This is a genomic window from Thermopolyspora flexuosa (assembly GCF_006716785.1).
Taxonomy (GTDB): Bacteria; Actinomycetota; Actinomycetes; order Streptosporangiales; family Streptosporangiaceae; genus Thermopolyspora; species Thermopolyspora flexuosa.
The window spans coordinates 478,150-496,758 of the sequence record NZ_VFPQ01000001.1 but is presented as its reverse complement, the minus strand read 5'-3'; the positions used below and the strand labels follow the sequence as shown (position 1 = coordinate 496,758).

Genomic DNA, 18,609 nt, shown 5'->3' with positions numbered 1-18,609 from the left:
ACAGCCCCCTGCCCGCGACCCGGCCGTCGTCGCCGGCGGCACTACCCCGAGATCGCCATCCGTTCTTTACTTGGAGGGGTGCCTTCACCTATGGACAGCCTCGTGCTCGATTCGCCCGTCTGCGCCGCCGAGCGAGCGTCGCTCGCCGCCCTGCTCCGCTGCTGCGTCCGGGAGGTGGCCGGGCCGCGTGGCCGGGTCTGGCCCGCCCGGCCGTACCTGCTGTGCGAGATCGGCGGCACGCTGATCCGCGCCCGCACCCACGGCGGGACCGCGGTGCGGGTCGCGGGCACACCCGAGTGGCTGTGCGACGGCGCCTGGCGGCCGCTCGGCGCCGACCTGCTCACCCGGCTCGTCGTGGCCGAGCTCGGCGGGGGCAACGCCGAGTTCGCCGCCCAGGTCGCCGCGAGCCGGGAGACCACCGCCGTGCTGCTCAAGGAGCGCGAGGGCGCCGACCCGCCGGACGACCCCTGGCTCGCCTCGGAGCAGGCGCTGCTGTTCGGCCACCCGTTCCACCCGTCGCCGAAGGCGCGCGGCGGCACGGACGCCGAGTGGCTGCGCTACGCGCCGGAGGTGCACGCCAGGTTCCCGCTGCGGCTGCTCGCCGTACGGAACGATCTCGCCGCCGGGGAGGGCGACGCCGCGGTGCTCGACCGGCTCGGCGCGGCGCCCGACGGGTACACCCTGCTGCCCGCGCACCCCTGGCAGCTGTCGCTGCTCGCCGACGAGCTGGCCGCGCCGCTGCGCGACGGCCGCCTGCTCGACCTGGGGGACGCGCCCGGCACGGTGACCCCCACCTCCTCGGTGCGCACCGTGTCCGACCCGGTCACCGGCCACTGCCTCAAGTTCTCCCTGAACGTGCGCATCACCAACTGCGTGCGCAAGAACTCCTGGTACGAGCTGACCGGCGCGGTCGAGCTCACCCGGCGGCTGCGCCCGGTCTTCGCCGAGCTCGCCGAGGCGTTCCCGGGCACCCGCTGGCTGCCCGAGCCCGGGTACCGGTCGGCGTCGATCTCGCCGCGGCTGCTCGAGGGCCTCGGCGTGATCGTGCGGACCGATCCCCGGGCGGCCTGCGGCCCCGGGGTCACGCCGCTGCTCGCGGGCGCGCTCGCGCTCGGCGAGGAGGAGCGGCGGCTCGCCGGTACGGCGGTGCCGGAGTTCGTGGCCGAGGCGCGGCGGCGCGACCCGGAGGGCTGGTGGGCCGCGTACGTGGACCGGGTGGCCCCGCCGGTGCTGGAGGCGTACTTCCGGTACGGCGTGGTGCTCGAGCCGCACGTGCAGAACGTGCTCGTCGGCGTGGACGCCGCCGGCATGCCCGCCGAGGTGATCTTCCGCGACATGGAGGGCACCAAGCTCGTCGCGGGCCGCCACGACCTGTCCGGGCTGCCCGAGCGGGTCGCCGAGGCGCTCACCTACGACACCGTGCGCGGCTGGAACCGGGTCGTGTACTGCCTCGTGGTGAACCACCTCGCGGAGATCGCCGCGACCGTGGCCGGGCCGGACGCCGACCCCGCGCCGCTGTGGGCGATCGCGCGGGAGCGCCTCGCGCGGTACGCCGAGCGCGCCGGGTGGCCGCTGCCGCTGACCAATCTGCTCGCCGGGGCGCCGCTCCCGGCGAAGGCGAACCTCTCGGTGCGCTGGGCCGCCCAGGCCGACCGCGCCGCGGGCTACGTGCCGATCGCCAACCCGCTCGCCGGCGCCGCCTGATCCCCCTGGCCGCCCCTGCCCGCCGTACCCGACCGACGAGGAGGCACCCGCGCATGACCACATCCGTGCCGACGGCCCACCCGGACGCGCTCGCCGAGCTCGCCTTGCGGCTCGCCGCCACCGGCGCGCTGCCCGCGTACGTCTACGACCTGCCCGCGCTCGACCGGCACGCGGCGGCGGTGCGCGCCGCGCTGCCCGGCGTCGAGCTGTTCTACGCGGTGAAGGCGAACCCGGACCCGGAGCTGCTGCGCACGCTCGCGCCGCATGTGGACGGCTTCGAGGTGTCGAGCGGCGGCGAGGTGGTGCACGTGCGCTCGCTCTTCCCGGACGCCCGGCTGGCGTTCGGCGGGCCCGGCAAGACCGACGCCGAGCTGGCCCTCGGCGCCTGGCGGCTGCACGTGGAGAGCCCGCACGAGCTGCGCCGCCTCGCCCGGATCGCCGGTGCGGAGGGCGCGGACATCCTGCTGCGGGCCAACCTCAAGGCGTCGATCGAGGGCGCGGCGCTCGCCATGGGCGGCGGGGCGACCCCGTTCGGCATGGACGAGGACGGGGTGGCCGAGTGCCTGCGGCTGCTCGACGGCGCGCCGCACCTGCGGCTGCGCGGGGTGCACGCCCACCTGGCGAGCGGGCTCGACGCGGCGCGCATGCTCGAGCTCGCCGACCGGGTGCTCGGGTACGCCCGCGACCTCGGCCTCGCCGAAATCAACCTCGGCGGCGGCATGGCCGTCGACTACCGGAACCCGGCCGCGCGGTTCGACTGGGCCGCCTACGGCCGCGGGCTCGCCGTGCTCCGGCGGCCCGGCGAGGTGCTGCGCATCGAGCCGGGCCGCGCGCTCACCGTCTACTGCGGCCACTACCTGGCCCAGGTGATCGACGTCAAGCGGGTGCACGGCGAGACCTTCGCGATCGTCACCGGCGGCACCCACCACCTGCGCACCCCGGTCACCAAGGGCCACGACCAGCCGTTCACCGTGATCCCCGGCCCGGGCTCCGACGGCCCCCGGGTACGCGACGAGCACGTCACCGTGGTCGGCCAGCTCTGCACGCCGAAGGACGTGTTCGCCCGCCGGGTGCCGGTCGCCGAGCTCGCCGTGGGCGACGTGGTCGCGTTCGCCATGGCGGGCGCGTACGCGTGGAACATCTCACACCACGACTTCCTCATGCACCCCAAACCGGGCTTCCACTACCTGCGATGAGGACGGCTAGGCGAGCGGCACGGTCTCGATGAGCGCGGCGAGGCCGGCGGCGTCGAGCAGGTCGACCGGGCGCACGGTGCGGTTGTACCGGACGTAGTGGAACGCGGCGCTCACCCGGTGCAGCGGGACCTTGGCGAGGTCGGCCCAGGCGAGGCGGTAGGCGGCGAGCTGCACGCTCGCGGCGCGGGCGGCCTCGCCGCGGGGCGGCTCGCCGGTCTTCCAGTCGACCACGACATACCCGTCGCCCTCGCGGAACACCGCGTCCATGCGGCCGCGCACGAGCTGGCCGCCGATCACGGTCTCGAACGGCACCTCCTGGGCGATCGGGCGGCGGTCGGCCCACTCGCTCTCCTCGAACCGGGCCTGCAGCTCGCTCAGCTCGGCCTCGACGTCGGTGAGCTCGTCGGCATCGTCCGCGGCGGGCAGCTCCAGGTCGTCGATGAGCCGCTGCTGCCCCCAGCGGGTCTCCAGCCAGCGGTGGAACGCGGTGCCGCGCCGGGCGAGCGGGGCCGGGCGGCGGGGCACCGGCCGCCGGATCCGGCGGGCGAGCTCGCGCGGGTCGGCGGCGAGCGTCACGAGCGAGGACACCGACAGGTGCGCGGGCAGCTCGACCAGGCCGCCGCCGCGCCGGGCGAGCTGCTCGCGCTCGCGCAGCAGCAGCTCGACGTCCCGGGCCCAGGCGAGCAAAAGATCGGCCTCCTCGCCGACCGGGGCGACCGTGACCTTGTCGTCGGCGAGCGCCTCCTCGACCAGGCGGGCGCCCGCGAGCACCGCCTCGTACCGGGGACCGGACGGCGGGACCGGCCACGGCGCCTCGACCGGTTCGGCGAGCATCGGGTTGCGCTCATCCTCGGCGGCCTCCCCGGTGGGCTCGGCCCAGCATGCCACCTCGGCACCGGCCTCGACGATCTCCCGGAGGAACTCGGAGGGCTCGAGCGGCCGGGACGAGGTACCCCAGCGGTAGCCGGAGGCGATGAGCAGGTAGTGGGCGCGGGTGACCGCGACGTAGGCGAGCCGCCGCTCCTCGAGCAGCTCCCGTTCGCGGCACTGCTCCTCGAACGCCGCGAGGTCGTCCTTGTCGAGGCTCGCCAGCGCGGGCAGGTCGGCCGCGTCCCCACGCAGCGGGTACGGCAGGCGGCGCGGGTTCTCCGTCCACCGCGGGTTGGTCACCGGGGTGGCCGGGAAGACGCTGCCCTTGGCGAGCGCGCCCTTGCTCGTGGTGGCGCGGGAGAGCCCGGGCACGATCACGACCGGCCACTCCAGGCCCTTGGCCGCGTGCACGGTCATGAGCTTCACGCTGTCGCCCTCACCGACGCGGCCGCCCGTCTCGAGGCCGAACTCCTCGATCTCGGCGGCCTTGAGGTAGGCGAGGAACCCGCCGAGCGACGCGTCCTCGGAGTCCGAGGCGAAGCGGGCGGCGGCGTCGAGGAACGCGTCGAGGTCGGCGCGGGCGGTGAGGGTGCCGCCGCCGCGCACGGCCACCTCGATGTCGAGGCAGAGGCGGCGCTCGATCTCGGTGATGAGGTCGGGTAGCGGCTGCCCGGCGTGCGCGCGCAGCGCCCGCAGCTCCACTGCGAGCTTGGGCAGGCGGTCCCTGGCGATCGGGGAGAATCTGGCCAGCCAATCCGGGCGGTCGGGCAACTCGTCGAGGGCGTCGACGAGGCTGCCGCGCTCGGCGTTGAGCTCGGCGATCGCCTCCTGGAGGGGGTCTGGGCGCTCGGCCTCCCCGGACCCGTTCGCGGACGCCCCGGTGACCGTGCCCGCCGCGGATCCAGCGGCGGACGGGTCGCCACCCTCCTCCGTTTCGTCGTCCGGGCGGCCGCGCAGCTCCCGGTCGAGCTCGCGTGCGCACTCGCCGAGGATCCTCAGGTCCCGGGGGCCGATGCGCCAGCGGGGGCCGGTGAGCAGCCGCACCAGCGCGTCGCCCGCGCTCGGGTCGTAGAGCACCCGCAGCGTCGCCACGATATCGGCGACCTCGGGCACGGTGAGCAGGCCGCCGAGTCCGACCACCTCGACCGGGATGCCGCGGGCCTGAAGCGCGCGGCGCAGCATCGGGAACTGGGCGCGCTTGCGGGCGAGTACGGCGATGTCGCGGTACCGCAGCGGCTCGGTGCGCTCCTCCTCGGGCCTGGGCAGGCCGTCGGGGTCGGTCGTTCCGTGCAACGCGGCCACGCGCTCGGCGATCCACTCGGCCTCCTCCTCGGCCGTGGCATGGAACGCGGCGATCACCTTGCCGCGTCCGGCGCGCGACGATCCCGGCCGCAGCACCGGGACCTCGCTTGTCTCCCGGCGCAGCGGCTCCTGCACGCGGGCGGCGGCCCGCAGCACGTACTCGCCGTTGCGGAAGCTCATGGAGAGCTTGCGGACGGACGCGGGACTGCCGTCGGCCTTGGGGAAGTCCGTGGGGAAACGGCGCAGGTTCCCGGCGGACGCGCCGCGCCAGCCGTAGATCGACTGGCAGGGGTCGCCGACCGCGGTGACCGGGTGGCCGCCGCCGAACAGCGCGCGCAGCAGCACGAGCTGGGCGTGGCTGGTGTCCTGGTACTCGTCGAGCAGCACCACCTTGAAGCGGCTCCGCTCGATCTCCCCCACCTCCGGGTGCCGTACGGCGATGCGGGCGGCGAGCGCCATCTGGTCGCCGTGGTCGATCACCTCGCGCTCGCGCTTGACCCGGATGTACTCGGCCACGAGCGGGAGGAGCCGCTCGCGCACCCGCTGGGTGCGCAGCACCTCGCGCTGCGCCTTGGTGGGGCGGCGCACCGCGGCGAGCATGCGGTCCAGCCACTCGCCGATCTCGCGCACCCGGTCCACCTCGCACAGGTGCTCGGCGAGCTCGCCCGCGAGGTCGAGCACGGCCGCGGTCACCGAGGCGGGCCCGAGGTCGACCTCGTCCATCGGCCCGTCGTACCGGCCGACCACCCCGGCGGCGAGCTGCCAGGCGACCGCAGGGCTCACCAGCCGCATGGTGGGTTCCAGCGCCTCGCGCAGCGCGTGGTCGGTGACGAGCCGGGCGGCGTAGGCGTGGTAAGTGGAGACGGTCGGCTCGCCGTCGGTGGCCACTTGCTTGGGGATGAGGTCCGCCTCCTGGAGCGCGGCGAGCCGGGCGCGGACGCGGGCGGCGAGCTCGGCCGCGGCCTTGCGGGTGAAGGTGAGGCCAAGCACCTGGTCGGGCCGTACCTTCCCGTTCGCGACGAGCCAGACCACGCGGCCCGCCATCGTCTCGCTCTTGCCTGAGCCCGCGCCCGCCATCACCACCATGGGCTCGAGCGGGGCCTCGAGCACCGCCACCTGCTCGTCGGTGGGCGAGGGGAGTTCGAGATGCTTCGCGATCTCCTGCGCCCGCTTCAGCACACGTGCCCCCCGCGGTCGTTCACCGGGCAGCTCGTCTTGACCGCGCAGGTGCGGCAGCCATCGTTCACCCGCGCGGTGAACGTGGGTTGCGTCATGCCCGTGGCGACGTCCCGCACGAGGTCGCGCGCCCAGTCCGGATCCGGGTCATCGGCGAGCGGGCGCTGGCGCTGCTCCTTCACACCGCCAGTGCCCGCGGCCTTGCCCACCTGCACGAGCGCGGCCCCGCCCGGCTCGGCCGGGAGCCCCAGCCGGGTGAACGCGCCGAGCAGCGCGGCGAGCTGGTAGACGCCGAGCTGGGGGTGGCGTTCGAGCTCGGCCTCGGACGGCTTCGACGCGCCGGTCTTGATGTCGATGATCAGCGGGCGGCCCGTCTCGTCCCGCTGGATGCGGTCGACCCGGCCCTGGATGCGTACGTCGTCGCCGAGCATCACGGCGAACGCCTGCTCGGCGGCGACCATGCCGGAACGGTTCTCCTCGTGCCACCGGGCGAACCGGGCGACCATCTGCTCGGCGAGCTCGCGCTGTTTGCGGTTGAACCACACTCCGCCGAAGTCGAGCCGGTCCCACACCTCGTCGAGCCGCTTGGCGAGGGTCTCGGCCGGGTCGTCAGCGGCGGCGAGCGCGGCGAGCGCGTGGATCACCGAGCCGAGACCTCGGGCGGTGTCGGTGCCCGAGGCACCCACCGCGTGCTCGAGCAGCCAGCGCAGGCCGCACTTGGTGAAACTCTCCACCGACGAGGGCGAGATCACCACCACCCCGCCGGGCCACTCCAGCGGCCGGTCGTCGGAGATCGGGGTGAGCGCGTACCACTCGGACGGATCCGCACCGGGCACGCCCGCCTTCGCCAGCCGGGCGAGGTGCCGCGCCGCGGCCCGCCGTACCGGCTCGGGGCGGGTCGGATCGCACACGGCGGCGCGCAGGTCGGCGACGAGCGCGGACATGGTGAGCCAGCGGGAGTGCTCGTCCACCTTGGCGGGCTCGGTCTTGTCCGGCAGCAGCTCGGTGAGGAACCGGGACGGGCGCTGCTCGCAGTCCTCCCCGCCCACGGCGGTGACCACGAGCCTGCGGCGGGCGCGGGTGACCGCCACGTAGAACAGCCGCCGCTCCTCGGTGAGCATCTTGGAGATGAGCGAGACCTCGACCGGCCGGCGGTCCGCGCCGCGGTCCGGCGGCGGGGCGTCGGCGGGTCGGCGCGGGGCCACGCCGATCGACGATCCGGCGGCGAGTTCGACGAGTTCCTCGACGCCGAGCAGCGAGCCGCGCAGCCGCAGGTCGGGCCAGGTGCCCTCCTGGACGCCCGCGACCACGACGACGTCCCACTCCAGGCCCTTGGCGCGGTGCGCGGTGAGGATGCGTACGGCCTCGCCCTCGGGGGCGTGCTCGGCGAGGGTGTCCCCGGGGATCTCCTGGGAGGACAGGTCGTCGAGGAAGACCTCCACTCCGGCCTTGGGCATGCGGTCGGCGAACCGGGCTGCCTGGTCGAAGAGCGCGACCACCGCGTCGAGGTCACGGTCGGCCTGGGCGCCGCGCACCCCGCCCGCGAGGCTCTGCTCGGTCCACCGCTCGGCGAGGCCGCTCGCCTGCCAGACCTCCCACAGCACCTCCTCGGCGCCGGCGCCGCGGGCGATCGCGTCGCGGGCGGTGGCGATGAGCCGGGCCACGCGGCGGGCGGGCGCGACGACGTGCTCGCCCGCCTGGGCCTCCACGGTGATCAGCTCGCGCTCGTCGCGGAGCGCGGCGACCAGCAGCTCCTCGGGCGGCCGGGCGGCCGCCTCGCCGAACGCCTCGTTCTCGGCGGCGCGCAGCGCGCGGCGCAGCCGCCGTACCCCGATCGCGTCGGAACCGCCGAGCGGACCGGTGAGCAGCTCCTCGGCGGTGGCCGCGTCGAGCCGTTCGGGGCGGGCGGCCACGGTGAGCAGCGTGATGAGCGGGCGCACCCCGGGCTCGCCGACGAGCGGCACCTCGTCCCCGGCGACCACGACCGGCACCCCGGCCCCGACGAGGGCCCGGCGGAGCGTCGGCACCTGCCGTGCCGCGGAGCGCACCAGCACGGCCATGCGCGACCAGGGCACGCCGTCGAGCAGGTGGGCGCGGCGCAGCGTGTCGGCGACGACCGCGGCCTCCTGGCTCTCGCTGTCGGCGATCACCACCCGCACCTCGCCGGGCGCCGTGCCGGGGGCGGGCACGAGGTCGCGGTACCCGTCCCGGCCCGCGGGCACGCCCGGCGGCACGGGCAGCTTCCGCGCGATGCGGCGGGAGGCGGCGAGCAGCTCCGCGCCGGCGCGGCGGCAGGTGCGCAGCGCGACCACCGGCGCCGGTTCGCCGGTGCGGGTGGGGAACCGCTCCGGGAAGTGCATGATCGCGCGCACGTCGGCGCCGCGGAAGCCGTAGATCGACTGGTCGGGGTCGCCGACCACGATGAGGTCCCGGCCGTCCCCGGCTAGCCGGTGGAGCAGCTCCTCCTGGGCCGGGTCGACGTCCTGGTACTCGTCGACGACGACGAGGTCGTACGCGGCGCGCTCGCGACGCAGCACCTCGGGGTCGTCACGCAGCAGTGCGGCGGCGGCGCGGATCAGCTCGGCGTAGTCGAGCGTGGGCACCGGGTCGAGGTCGAACCGGGCGGCGTACCGGAAGGCGAACCGCCCGGCGGCGACCCAGTCGTCCCGGCCGTGGCTGCGGCCCAGCTCGATCAGGTGGTTGCCACCGAGGCCGCGCTCGGCCGCGCGGGCGAGCAGGTCGCGCAGCTCCTCGGCGAAGCCGCGGGTCTTGAGCAGCTCGCGCATGTCCGGCGGCCAGTGGCGGGCGCCCTCCTCCAGCTCGCCGTGGAGCAGGCGGCGTACCTCGAGCAGCTGCTCCGGGCCGGTGAGCAGCCGCGGCGGCGGCTCGCCGACGAGCACGGCCCGGCGGCGCAGCAGCGCGTAGGCGTAGCTGTGGAAGGTGAGGGCGAGCGGCGTGCGCGTGGTACGGCGCATGCGCGCGGTGATCCGGTCGCGGAGCTCGCCCGCGGCCTTGCGGCTGAAGGTGAGCACGAGCACGCGCTCGGGGTCGAGGCCGCGGTGCTCCACCCGGTACGCGACGCTCTCCACGATCGTGGTGGTCTTGCCGGCCCCGGGCCCGGCGAGCACGAGCAGCGGGCCGCCCGGATGCTCCACCACCGCCCGCTGGTGCTCGTCGAGCACGACGGTGGACTCATGCCCCAGGCCCCCGCGCCGCACCAGGCGGTAGGTCTGACCACTCACGACTCTGTATTCCAGCAGACCACGGCGGTTGATCGTGCAACTTCAGGGATAGCGGATCACCCTACTCCCAGCGGCAACGATCGACAGAACCGACACGCCGCCCACGCCAGACAAGAACGGCACGTAGGTCAAATAACGCAACCCCTGGCCGGCGCCATGTTCGGGGCGACCGCGGTGTCCATCGCTCCGGGCGGCGGACGACGTGTCCGCCACATCGCCACCCAACGGCACCGCCCCGCGCACGGCAGGAGGTGCACCACGGCGGCCGCTCGACGCGAAGCGCGTCGATCACCTGGAGCGGACGTGAAGGACGGGGGGCCGGACGAGCGGCCGCCTTCCGATGGTTCGTCGCCCCGGACGCGATCAGGGCGATCGGTGAGCCGGTTCGCACGAGCACTCGGTCACCGCCGCGGAGGCGCAAGGAAGCCACCTGCCGCCTCGGGCGAGACCGCGACGACGGTCCGAGCGGCGCAGACCGGCGGGCACCCCGGATCACGGGCAGGACCTCGGCATGCCGCTCACGTACGCCACGCGACGGCCGAGGTGGGTCTCACGGCGGGGTGGAACATCGCCGAACCAGGTGAACGCCGCAAGGCGCATCGCGCCCCCGCCGGCGGACCGGGCGACCGGCGCGCGACGGCCTCCCTGCCGCGGCGACGCCATGACGCCACCGGCCCACGGCCGCGAAGGCGCCGCGGGCGTGGCCGAACCCCACCCGCGGCGCGGTGGTCAGCTCGGACGCCAGACGTGGTCGACGAGGCGGACGGTGGCCTTGCCGTCGTCGTGCGGGGCGTAGCGGCGGGCGAAGGAGGCGTAGCGCTCGGCGTACGCGGCGGTGATCCGCTCGATCGAGCGCAGCGCGTCGACCACCTCGGACTGCTCGAACAGCAGCGGGCCCGGGGCCTGGGTGGACAGGTCGAGGTAGAGGCCGCGGATCTCCTCGAAGCGGTCGAGGTCGGGGGCGTACAGCAGGATCGGCCGGCCGGTGACGACGAAGTCGAACATCACCGCCGAGTAGTCGGTGATGAGCACGTCCGCCACGAGCATGAGCTCGGTGACGTCCGGATAGGTGGTGACGTCGAGCGCGAACGCGGCGTTGCCGGTCCTCGCCTTCTCCCTGGCCTTCGCCATCGCGGCGCGCCGGGCGAGCAGCTTCGGGCTGGGCCGCGCCCCCTCGGGGCCGGCGGGCGCGACCGGCAGCGAGTCGGCGGCCATCGCCTTCGCCGCGGCCGAGTCCGGGGCGGCGAGGCCCGGCGCCGATGGGTACGCCTGCAGCATGTGGCCGCGCACCAGCAGCACGTGGTCGTGGCCGATCGCGCGGCGCAGCTCGGCGAGGTCGAGCCGGAGCGAGGAGTTCTTGCGGTCGTTGTCCCGGGCGGTCGGCGCGTACAGCACGATGCGCTTGCCCTCGGGCACGCCGAGGCGCCGCCGTACCGCCGCGGCGAGCGCGTCCCGGTCGCCGTCCGCGAGCAGGTCGTTGCGCGGCAGCCCGCACTCGAGCACCTCGCCCTCGTACCGGAACGCCCGGCGCAGGATGCGCGCCGCCCACGGGCTCTGCGCCACCAGCAGGTCCCAGTTGCGCACCTCGGCGGCCTGCCGGTACCACACCGGCGGCCTGGGGGTGCGCGACATGTGCGGCTGGTCCACGCCGATGCGCTTGACCGGGGTGCCGTGCCAGGTCTGCACCACCACCTGGTCCTCGCGGGCGCGGAACCACGGCGGCAGCATCGAGTTGGTCACGATGTACCTGGCCCGGGCGAGCGCCTCGTAGTGCTCGCGGCCGCCCTCGCGCACCACCCGCGGGGTGATGCCGTGGGCGAGCCCGAGCGCGGCCGAGTCGGGCGGGGTGAACGCGCCGTCGCGGACCACCCAGATGTGCTCGCGGTCGTCGCCGCGGCGCAGCCGTTCCTCGTAGATCGCCCGTGGGCTGTCGGCGTAGCACCGGCCGTCGAAGCTGACGTACACGGTCGCGTCCCACAGCTCCCGGGAGCGCTCGGCCGGGTAGAAGACGCGGCGCAGCGCCCAGTCGCCCGCGGCGCCCTTCTCGTCGTCGGGGATCTTCTCCGCGACGACCAGGATCGGCACGTCGAACCGGGTGGACACGATCCGGTAGGTACGGCCCGCGATCTCCACCGGCGACTCGTCGAGGCCGGCGAGCGCCGGGTGGGAGAACCGCATCGGCACGATCAGCGCCCGGCCCTTGGCGGTCGTCCCGGTGACCGACATGTGCCACACGCCGCTCGGCAGCACCGTCGTGCCGCCGAACCGCGGCATCGCCCCGGGGGCGAACCGCGCCGTGAACCGGGTGCCCTCCCGGGTCAGCGGCACGTGGAAGACGAGGCCGGAGGTGTGGCGGAGCACCAGCTCGCGCGGGCCCGGGTCGGGGTCCGGGTAGTCACCGGTGAGGGTGAGCGTGCCACTGCGCCCGTCGCGGTCCACCTCCCAGGTCGCGGAGGTGATGAACGGGCGGATGCGGTACGAGGCGATCGTCGCCCGGTCGCGCCGGTCCCGCAGCACCGCGATCTCCCGGTCGCCGACCAGGAGCCGGGCCTCCGCGCCGTCGGTGAGCTGGACGGACGCGGCGGGCATGCCCTTCGGCTCCACCCACAGGCGGCGCACCTCGCGCTCCTTGAGCAGGGCCTGCGCGGGCAGCGTGAGGGAGAACCGGGTGCCGCCGGTGACCGGGGTGAACTCGGCGGCGACGCGGTACCCGCCCAGCCGGGCGCGGCCCTTGGTGATCGGGCGGCCCGGCAGGAAGCCGACGATCTCCACGGTGTCGCCGTCGAGCGAGGCCGACAGCAGCTCGGCCCGGGTCGGCTGCAGCACGATCTGCAGCGCGCGGTCCGAGGTCCACACCGGCCGCACCCACAGGCCGGGCTTCACCTCGCGGCCGTCGGGGCGCTCGGTACGGCCCTGCGCCGGGCCGCGCAGCAGGCCCTTGGCCCGGGCCGCGCGGCTCCAGATCACGATCTCGGCCCGCCAGGTCGCGGTGTCGCGCACGATCGGCCGGCCGCGCAGCAGCCGCATGGCGCCGCGCACCACCGCGCGGACCCCGGCCCGCCAGCGCAGCGCGAACGGGTTGACCTCGGCGACGAAGCCCGCCCAGTCGTAGTTACAGCCCGGCTCGGCCGCCCCGTGGGTGACCTGCGGCCGGTGGATCCGGGTGGTCCGCATCGCGATCGGCGGCAGCCACCGCGGGCCGTACAGCATCACCCGGGCCCGGTTGAACCGGCGGCTGCGCACCGACAGGCCCGCGAGGTAGGCGTGCCCGGTCACCCGCAGCCGCCCGTCCGCGGTCCAGGAGATGTCGTCGACCTGGGTGACCGGGACGAGGTCGGCACGGCGCAGCCGGGTCAGCCGCGGCGCCTGGTCCTTGGGCAGCTCCACCGGCGACTCGGCGTACCAGCGCAGGCCGCGGCGCACCCGGCGGAACGGCTCGGTCTGCGCGGCGGCGAGCTTCGCCAGGTCCTCGCCCTCGGCGAGCTCGGTGGGATCCCGGGTCTCGATCAGGTGATAGGCGAGGCGGCGCATCACCGGCAGGTTGCGCTTGACCCGGGGCTCGACCGTGGCGAGAAAAGGGCGCAGCGCCTCGATCGCCTCCCGCCGCCGTTCCGGGCCCCGCCGGGCCGCGCTGTCGAGCCGGGCGCCGAGCGGGCCGCACAGCACCTCGGTGTGCAGGCGGCGGCGGTCGGCGCGGGAGAGGCCGGTGGTGTCGACCGCTAAGATCAGCCCCTCCAGCGCCTCTCCCCGGTCGAACAGATCCTGGACGGCCCGGATTCGCTCGGCGAGCAGATCGCCTGGGCGCACGGGCGTCGCGCCGGTGGGCATGACGGAGGGGCACCACCTTTCGGAAACGCTCGGCTATACCGGTATTCCTCCGATGGTAATGCCGGTACCTCCGTTCACGCCGGATCGGCGTGCCACCGGGCCCGGGGCATGTCGGCGCGTTCTCCGCGCAGCGGCGTCCCCTCCTCCCGCCACCTGCGCAGACACTGCTGCTCGTGGCCGCGCGGAGGGCTCCCGTCACTCCGCACGACACGCCACCAGCAGACCGCGCCGCCCCACAGCGCCATCACCCGGCCGACCTGGCGGGGGCCGCCCTCACCGAGGTACTCGGCGATGTCGCCGTACGACATCACCCTGCCGGGCGGGATGCGCTCGACCACCTCAAGCACCCGCTCGACGTACTCCGGTCGCACGCCCCCGTCCTCCCCCGGTGCCCCGGCCGCGCCGGCCGTCCGCCGCCGGTCGGCGGCCCGTCACTCGCTCCACTGGGCCGGACCGGCCGCGAGGATCTCCTCGATCTTCCCGAACTCGTAGACGTGGGAGCCGCTCACCTGCTCGACCACGCCGTCGCGCAGGCGGTAGAACTCGCCGTCCTCCCCCACCAGGCGTCCCCCGAGCGCCTCCGACAGGCGGACGAGCTGGGCCACCTGCCAGTCCGACACCGGCTCGCCGGTCACCGACCCGGAGCCGGCCTCCTGCCGCCAGGAGGCGACCAGGTGCTCCCCGTCGGCGTGGCGTGCCACGATCTCCACGCCGTCCTGAGATCCGCGCACCGCGAACCCCGCCTCGGTCACCGCCGGTTCGGCGAGTTCGGCGTAGGCGAGCGGAGAATCACGTTCCACGCGCAGCTGGTATCCCATGTGCCGCGACGATAGCGAATGGCCGCAACCGGCCACGCCGGAAAAACGGCACGCAGGAGAAACGCAGCAGAACTGGTTTCAAACCGCCACCGAAGAGCGCCCGAATCGCGTCCGCATTGTGATCAACCGCGTTCCGAACGCCGGACGAGCACGAGCACGCCGCCCGCGAACGCGGCGAGGCCGAACGCCACGCCGATGCCGTACGCCCACATGCGGAACGGGTCGGGGCCCGGGCGGGACGGCTCCGGCGCGGCCGACCCGCCGCCGAACCGGTGGCCCTCCTCCACCGGCAGGCCGGCCTGGTACCCGGCGAGCTGCGCCGCCCGTTCGAGCGCGGCCGCGGCGTCCACCACGCCGAACCCCACCCGGTCGTCGTACCCGGCCTCCGGGCGGTGGCGGGTGGACGAGGCGAGCGCCTGGGCGACCAGCTCGGGCCGCAGCGTGGGGTGCCGGGCCTTGATCAGCGCGACCACCCCGCCGACGAGCGCGGCCGCGGCGTCGGTCGAGCTGACCGTGGTACGGCCGCCGCGCGAGCTCGCCGCCGGCACGTCCACGCCGGGCGCGGCGACCAGCACCGAGAGGTTGTCGCTGCTGAACTCCGCGGGCTTGCCGTCCCGGTCCACCGCGGCCACGCCGATCACGCCGGAGTAGCCCGCCGGGAACCGCCAGTACGAGGTGCCGTTCTCCTTGCTCGCCTCGCTCGCGCCGTCGTCGCCCACCGAGGCCACCACCGGCACGCCGCGGGCGAGCGCGTAGGCGACGGCCTCGGCGCCGATGCGCTGCGCGCCGTACCGGCCGCTGGGCACCACGATCACCGCGGCGTTGTGGCTCACCGCGTGCCGGACCGCCCGGGCGAACTCGGCGTCCGCGGCGCTGCCCGGAAGCATGCTGGTGTCGCCCCGCTCCACCGCGATCGGGATGGACAGGATGTGCGCGTCGGGCGCGACGCCGGAGAGCGCGCCGTCCCGGCCCGAGCCGGCGATGAGCGAGGCCATCTGGGTGCCGTGCTCGCCCACCGGCGACGGCAGGTCCCCGTAGAAGAACCCGGACAGGTCGGGGCCTTCGGTGATCTTGCCCTTGAGCTCCTTCACCGAGGCCTGCACCCGGGTGTCGAGCAGCGCCACGGTCACCCCGGCGCCCTTGCCCGACCTCCAGGCCCGCTCGATGTTGAGCGCGTCGAACACCCACCGCTGCTCCTTGCGGATGTCCGCCCGCCCGCGGGCGTCCGCGGCGGCGGAGGGCACGCCCGCGACGAGCGCGGCGAGCGTGGTGGCGGTGAGCGCGGCGAGCGCCCGCCGCAGGCCTGATCGGGTCGGCACGCCTGTCCTCAGCACACTCCTCAGCACACGTTCCCCTGGGTGCAACGCGGTACGTCGGGCGGCCGGCCGAGCGCGCGGGCGATCTGGCCGCCGATCGTCTGGGCGACCGGCCACAGCTCGCTGTGCAGGATCTCCTCCGGCGGCACCGCCTCCCGGGTGCGTCCGTCGGTGTACCCGGAGGTGGTGAAGACGATGTACGGCCCGGTCGCGACCCAGCCGGTGCGCTGCCGCTGGGCCGCGCCGAAGTTCTCGGTGACCGTGCCGGGGAACGCCACCGGGCGCACCCCGACCCGGTCGTCGACCGGAAGCCTGGTCGCCGCCTCGGCCCGGGCCTCCTCGTCCCGCAGCACGGCGACGCCGACGGTGATCGCGTAGGCGGCGGACTGGTCGACGTAGGTGGCGCGCAGCAGGGTGCGGCAGCCGTACTCCTCGAGCACCCCGGCGACCGGGGAGTCGAGCCCGCCGCGGCAGCTCGTCTCGGGGGCGATGCCGACCCGGCGGGCCACCCGCTGGGTACGGCCGAGCCCGGTGTACTCGACCTCGGAGGGGAAGATCCGGGTGGCGGGCCAGGTGTGCCAGCGGCGCGCCACGTCCTGGCGCACGTACTCGGCGCGCTCGGCCGCGGTGAGCGGCCGGGACCGGGTCTCCCGGAGCAGGCCGAGGGTGCCGAGCAGCACGTTGGTGGCCGCGACGACGAGGATCACGCCGATGAGGGCGAGGAACAGGCCGCGGCGGCGCATCCCCCGCTCCAGCTCCTCGCGCTCGCGCGCGGCCTGCGCGGCCCGGGCGGCCTCGCCGCGCCGCAGGCCGGCCGTCCAGGCGCGGCCGCCGGCCGGGCGGTCCCGGCCGCGCCGGTCGGGCACGAGGTTCGGCGCCCGCGTGCCTGAGCCGCGAACGGGCCACGGCGCACCCCGCCGGCCCTTCGCACCCTCAGGCTTCATACTCCGATGCTACGTCGATAGCGCGGGCCGCTGGGGTTCCGGAATCTCCTGTGGTAGACGGTGTTCTTTTCGCCTCATGCGGCGGATGAGCACGAGCATCACGAAGAAGCAGGCGAGCGATCCGATCCCGGCGGCGACCGCGATCCCGCCGTACAGCGCGATCTTCCCCCGGTCCCGGTGCACCACCCGGATCGGGCCGGTGCTCACGGTGGGCACCCCGGTCTCCGGCCTGATCGGCTTCTCCGGGTCCTGCACGCCGGGCCCGCTCGCCACGTGCCGGTGCCGGGCGAGCAGCGCCGCGTGCCGCAGCGCCAGCGCCGCGTTCACCACGCCGAACCCGGTGCCCGGGTCGTAGCCCCCGGCGGGGCGGCCGCGCGCCCCGGCGGTGATCGCCTGCGCCACGAGGGCGGGCGACATCTTCGGGTACCGCGACTTGATCAGCGCGGCCACCCCGGAGACGAGCGCGGTCGCCTGCGAGGTGCCGCGCCCGATCCAGTACTCGTCGCCGGGACCGGCCCCGAGCACGTCCACGCCGGGCGCGGCCACGGTGACCAGCGAATTGCGGTTGGAGAACGAGGCCCGCCGCTGCGACTTGTCGGCCGCCGCCACCGAGATCACCCCGGGCAGCGACGCCGGGTAGGAGTAGGGGGCGTTGCGCTTGCCCGCGCCCTCGTTGCCCGCGGCGGCGACGAGCACCACGCCCTTGGAGATGGCGTACCGGATCGCGGCCCGCTCGGCCCGGGTGGGCTGGTCCTTCGAGATCGACATGTTGATCACGTGGGCGCCCCGGTCGACCGCGTACCGGATGCCGCGCGCCACCACCTTCTCGAAGCGCGGCTCGGAGTTGAAGGCGCGGAAGCCGGGCTCCTCGTCCTCGAGGATCACCCGGACGGAGAGGATCTTCGCCTCCGGCGCCACCCCGATCACCCCGTTGCGGCGGCCCGGCCCGTGCCCGTGCCCGGCGATCAGGGAGGCCATGTAGGTGCCGTGCAGCCGCTTCGGCGGCACCCCGGGCGGGTTGGCGCCGACGGTGAAGTCCCTGCCGGTGATCACCGAGCCGACCAGGTCGCGGTGGCGCGGGTCCACCCCAGAGTCGAGCACCGCGACCAGCACGCCCTTGCCCCGGGTGATCCTCCAGGCCCGCTCCACGTCGAGGGTGCGCAGCACCTCCTCCTGGGATCCGCGCACCTGGTCGGCGTACGCCGTGGCGGCGAGCAGGCCGTCCGCCCCGCCGTACGGCACGGCGCCGCAGAGCACGGGGGTGAGCACGAGCAGCGCGGCGAGGACCGCCGTGACACGGGCGAGCGCACGACGGATCGGCGCGGTACGGCTCAGCACAGCCACTCCTTGGCGGTGCAGTCCGGCACGACCGGGGTGACGAGGTTGCGCAGCACGCCGTCGGCGAGATCCGCGGTGAACGCGAACAGCGTCTCCCGCTGGTGCCCGACGGCCCGGGCGGGACGGCCGTCCACCTGCCCGGCGGTGACCGCCACCACGTACGGCCCCTCCTGCCGCGCGTAGCCGTGCTGCCGGCCCGCCGCGGTGAACCGGTCGGCGACGGTGCGCGGGAAGGACAGCGCGCGCAGGCCCGGCGAGGGCCTGCCGCCCTTGGGGAACGCGGCGTGCGCCCGCGCGGCGGAGGCGGCGTCGGGGAAGGCGGCGACGCCGATGGTGACCACGACGCCCTGCAGCGCGTCGAGGTAGGTCGCCCGCAGTACGGCCCGGCAGCCCGCGGCGCGGAACGTCGCCCGGAGCCGGGCGTCCACCGCGGCCTGGCAGTCGGTGCGGGTGGACACGCCCACGCGCCGGGCCCGCTCCTGGCCGCCCTGCTCGGTCACGTACGGCAGCGTGGCCGGGAAGATGCGCTTGACCGGCCACACCTGCCAGCGCCGGGCGATCTCCTCGGCGGAGGCGCGCTGGATCTCGGCCGCGTCCGGGCCGCGGGTCAGCTCGGCCCCGGCCACGCTGCCGGCCACCCCCGCGACGATCGCGCAGCCGAAGGCGAGCACGGTGACCACGACGAGCGCCGACCACGAACGCGGGCGGGTGGCACGCCCGCCGCTCCGCTCCCAGTGCTCGCCCACCTGCACGACTTTAACCGGCAGACCGCCTCTCATCTGGCGATCCGTCCCGATTGGTCCTCCTGAATTGACTCTCGTGAGACAGGAAAGTACTTTCCAGTCAGGAAAGTAGATGCCAGCAGGAAAACGGAG

The 18,609-nt window shown here is 75.2% G+C and carries 11 protein-coding genes; 2 read left to right on the top strand and 9 right to left on the bottom strand.

What is annotated here, in order from left to right; genetic code table 11:
* Positions 1 to 102 precede the first annotated feature (102 nt).
* Positions 103 to 1,704 carry an IucA/IucC family protein gene (locus tag FHX40_RS02185; RefSeq protein WP_229788887.1) on the top strand — a complete coding sequence of 534 codons (1,602 nt, stop codon included), beginning with the start codon at positions 103 to 105 and terminating at the stop codon, positions 1,702 to 1,704.
* Positions 1,705 to 1,757: 53 nt separating this feature from the next.
* A complete protein-coding gene (locus tag FHX40_RS02180; RefSeq protein ID WP_142258050.1) occupies positions 1,758 to 2,900 on the top strand; it encodes a type III PLP-dependent enzyme in 1,143 nt (380 codons plus the stop codon).
* A 6-nt stretch (positions 2,901 to 2,906) separates the two neighbouring features.
* Here FHX40_RS02180 and FHX40_RS02175 read toward each other — a convergent pair whose 3' ends face one another.
* The 9 genes from FHX40_RS02175 to FHX40_RS02135 all read right to left on the bottom strand — a co-directional run bounded on the left by FHX40_RS02175 (position 2,907) and on the right by FHX40_RS02135 (position 18,513).
* Positions 2,907 to 6,248 (bottom strand): ATP-dependent helicase, encoded by a 3,342-nt coding sequence (locus tag FHX40_RS02175; RefSeq protein ID WP_373286899.1) that lies wholly within the window; start codon positions 6,246 to 6,248, stop codon positions 2,907 to 2,909.
* Positions 6,245 to 9,490: an ATP-dependent helicase gene (locus FHX40_RS02170; RefSeq protein ID WP_229788881.1), complete on the bottom strand. Its 3,246-nt coding sequence runs from the start codon at positions 9,488 to 9,490 to the stop codon at positions 6,245 to 6,247. Before FHX40_RS02170 ends, FHX40_RS02175 begins: the two co-directional genes overlap by 4 nt.
* A 729-nt stretch (positions 9,491 to 10,219) precedes the next feature.
* Positions 10,220 to 13,318, bottom strand: a complete 3,099-nt coding sequence (locus FHX40_RS02165; RefSeq protein WP_229788879.1) for a CDP-glycerol glycerophosphotransferase family protein — start codon at positions 13,316 to 13,318, stop codon at positions 10,220 to 10,222.
* A gap of 74 nt (positions 13,319 to 13,392) precedes the next feature.
* Positions 13,393 to 13,689: an MGMT family protein gene (locus tag FHX40_RS02160; RefSeq protein ID WP_142258048.1), complete on the bottom strand. Its 297-nt coding sequence runs from the start codon at positions 13,687 to 13,689 to the stop codon at positions 13,393 to 13,395.
* A 60-nt stretch (positions 13,690 to 13,749) separates the two neighbouring features.
* Positions 13,750 to 14,136 carry a hypothetical protein gene (locus FHX40_RS02155; RefSeq protein ID WP_142258047.1) on the bottom strand — a complete coding sequence of 129 codons (387 nt, stop codon included), beginning with the start codon at positions 14,134 to 14,136 and terminating at the stop codon, positions 13,750 to 13,752.
* A gap of 122 nt (positions 14,137 to 14,258) precedes the next feature.
* A complete protein-coding gene (locus FHX40_RS02150) occupies positions 14,259 to 15,455 on the bottom strand; it encodes a S8 family serine peptidase (RefSeq protein ID WP_170198680.1) in 1,197 nt (398 codons plus the stop codon).
* Between the two features lie 20 nt (positions 15,456 to 15,475).
* Positions 15,476 to 16,396 carry a hypothetical protein gene (locus tag FHX40_RS02145; RefSeq protein WP_142258045.1) on the bottom strand — a complete coding sequence of 307 codons (921 nt, stop codon included), beginning with the start codon at positions 16,394 to 16,396 and terminating at the stop codon, positions 15,476 to 15,478.
* A 9-nt stretch (positions 16,397 to 16,405) separates the two neighbouring features.
* Positions 16,406 to 17,734, bottom strand: coding sequence for a S8 family serine peptidase (locus FHX40_RS02140; RefSeq protein WP_229788877.1), 1,329 nt, complete (start codon positions 17,732 to 17,734; stop codon positions 16,406 to 16,408).
* Entirely contained in the window at positions 17,728 to 18,513 is a 786-nt protein-coding gene (locus FHX40_RS02135) for a sensor domain-containing protein (RefSeq protein ID WP_244941578.1), read from the bottom strand. Before FHX40_RS02135 ends, FHX40_RS02140 begins: the two co-directional genes overlap by 7 nt.
* Positions 18,514 to 18,609 lie beyond the last annotated feature (96 nt).

Coding starts and splice junctions, on each gene's coding strand:
- FHX40_RS02155 (WP_142258047.1), bottom strand. CDS start 14,136: ATGGGATACCAGCTGCGCGTGGAACGTGATTCTCCGCTCGCCTACGCC.
- FHX40_RS02165 (WP_229788879.1), bottom strand. CDS start 13,318: ATGCCCACCGGCGCGACGCCCGTGCGCCCAGGCGATCTGCTCGCCGAG.
- FHX40_RS02145 (WP_142258045.1), bottom strand. CDS start 16,396: ATGAAGCCTGAGGGTGCGAAGGGCCGGCGGGGTGCGCCGTGGCCCGTT.
- FHX40_RS02135 (WP_244941578.1), bottom strand. CDS start 18,513: ATGAGAGGCGGTCTGCCGGTTAAAGTCGTGCAGGTGGGCGAGCACTGG.
- FHX40_RS02180 (WP_142258050.1), top strand. CDS start 1,758: ATGACCACATCCGTGCCGACGGCCCACCCGGACGCGCTCGCCGAGCTC.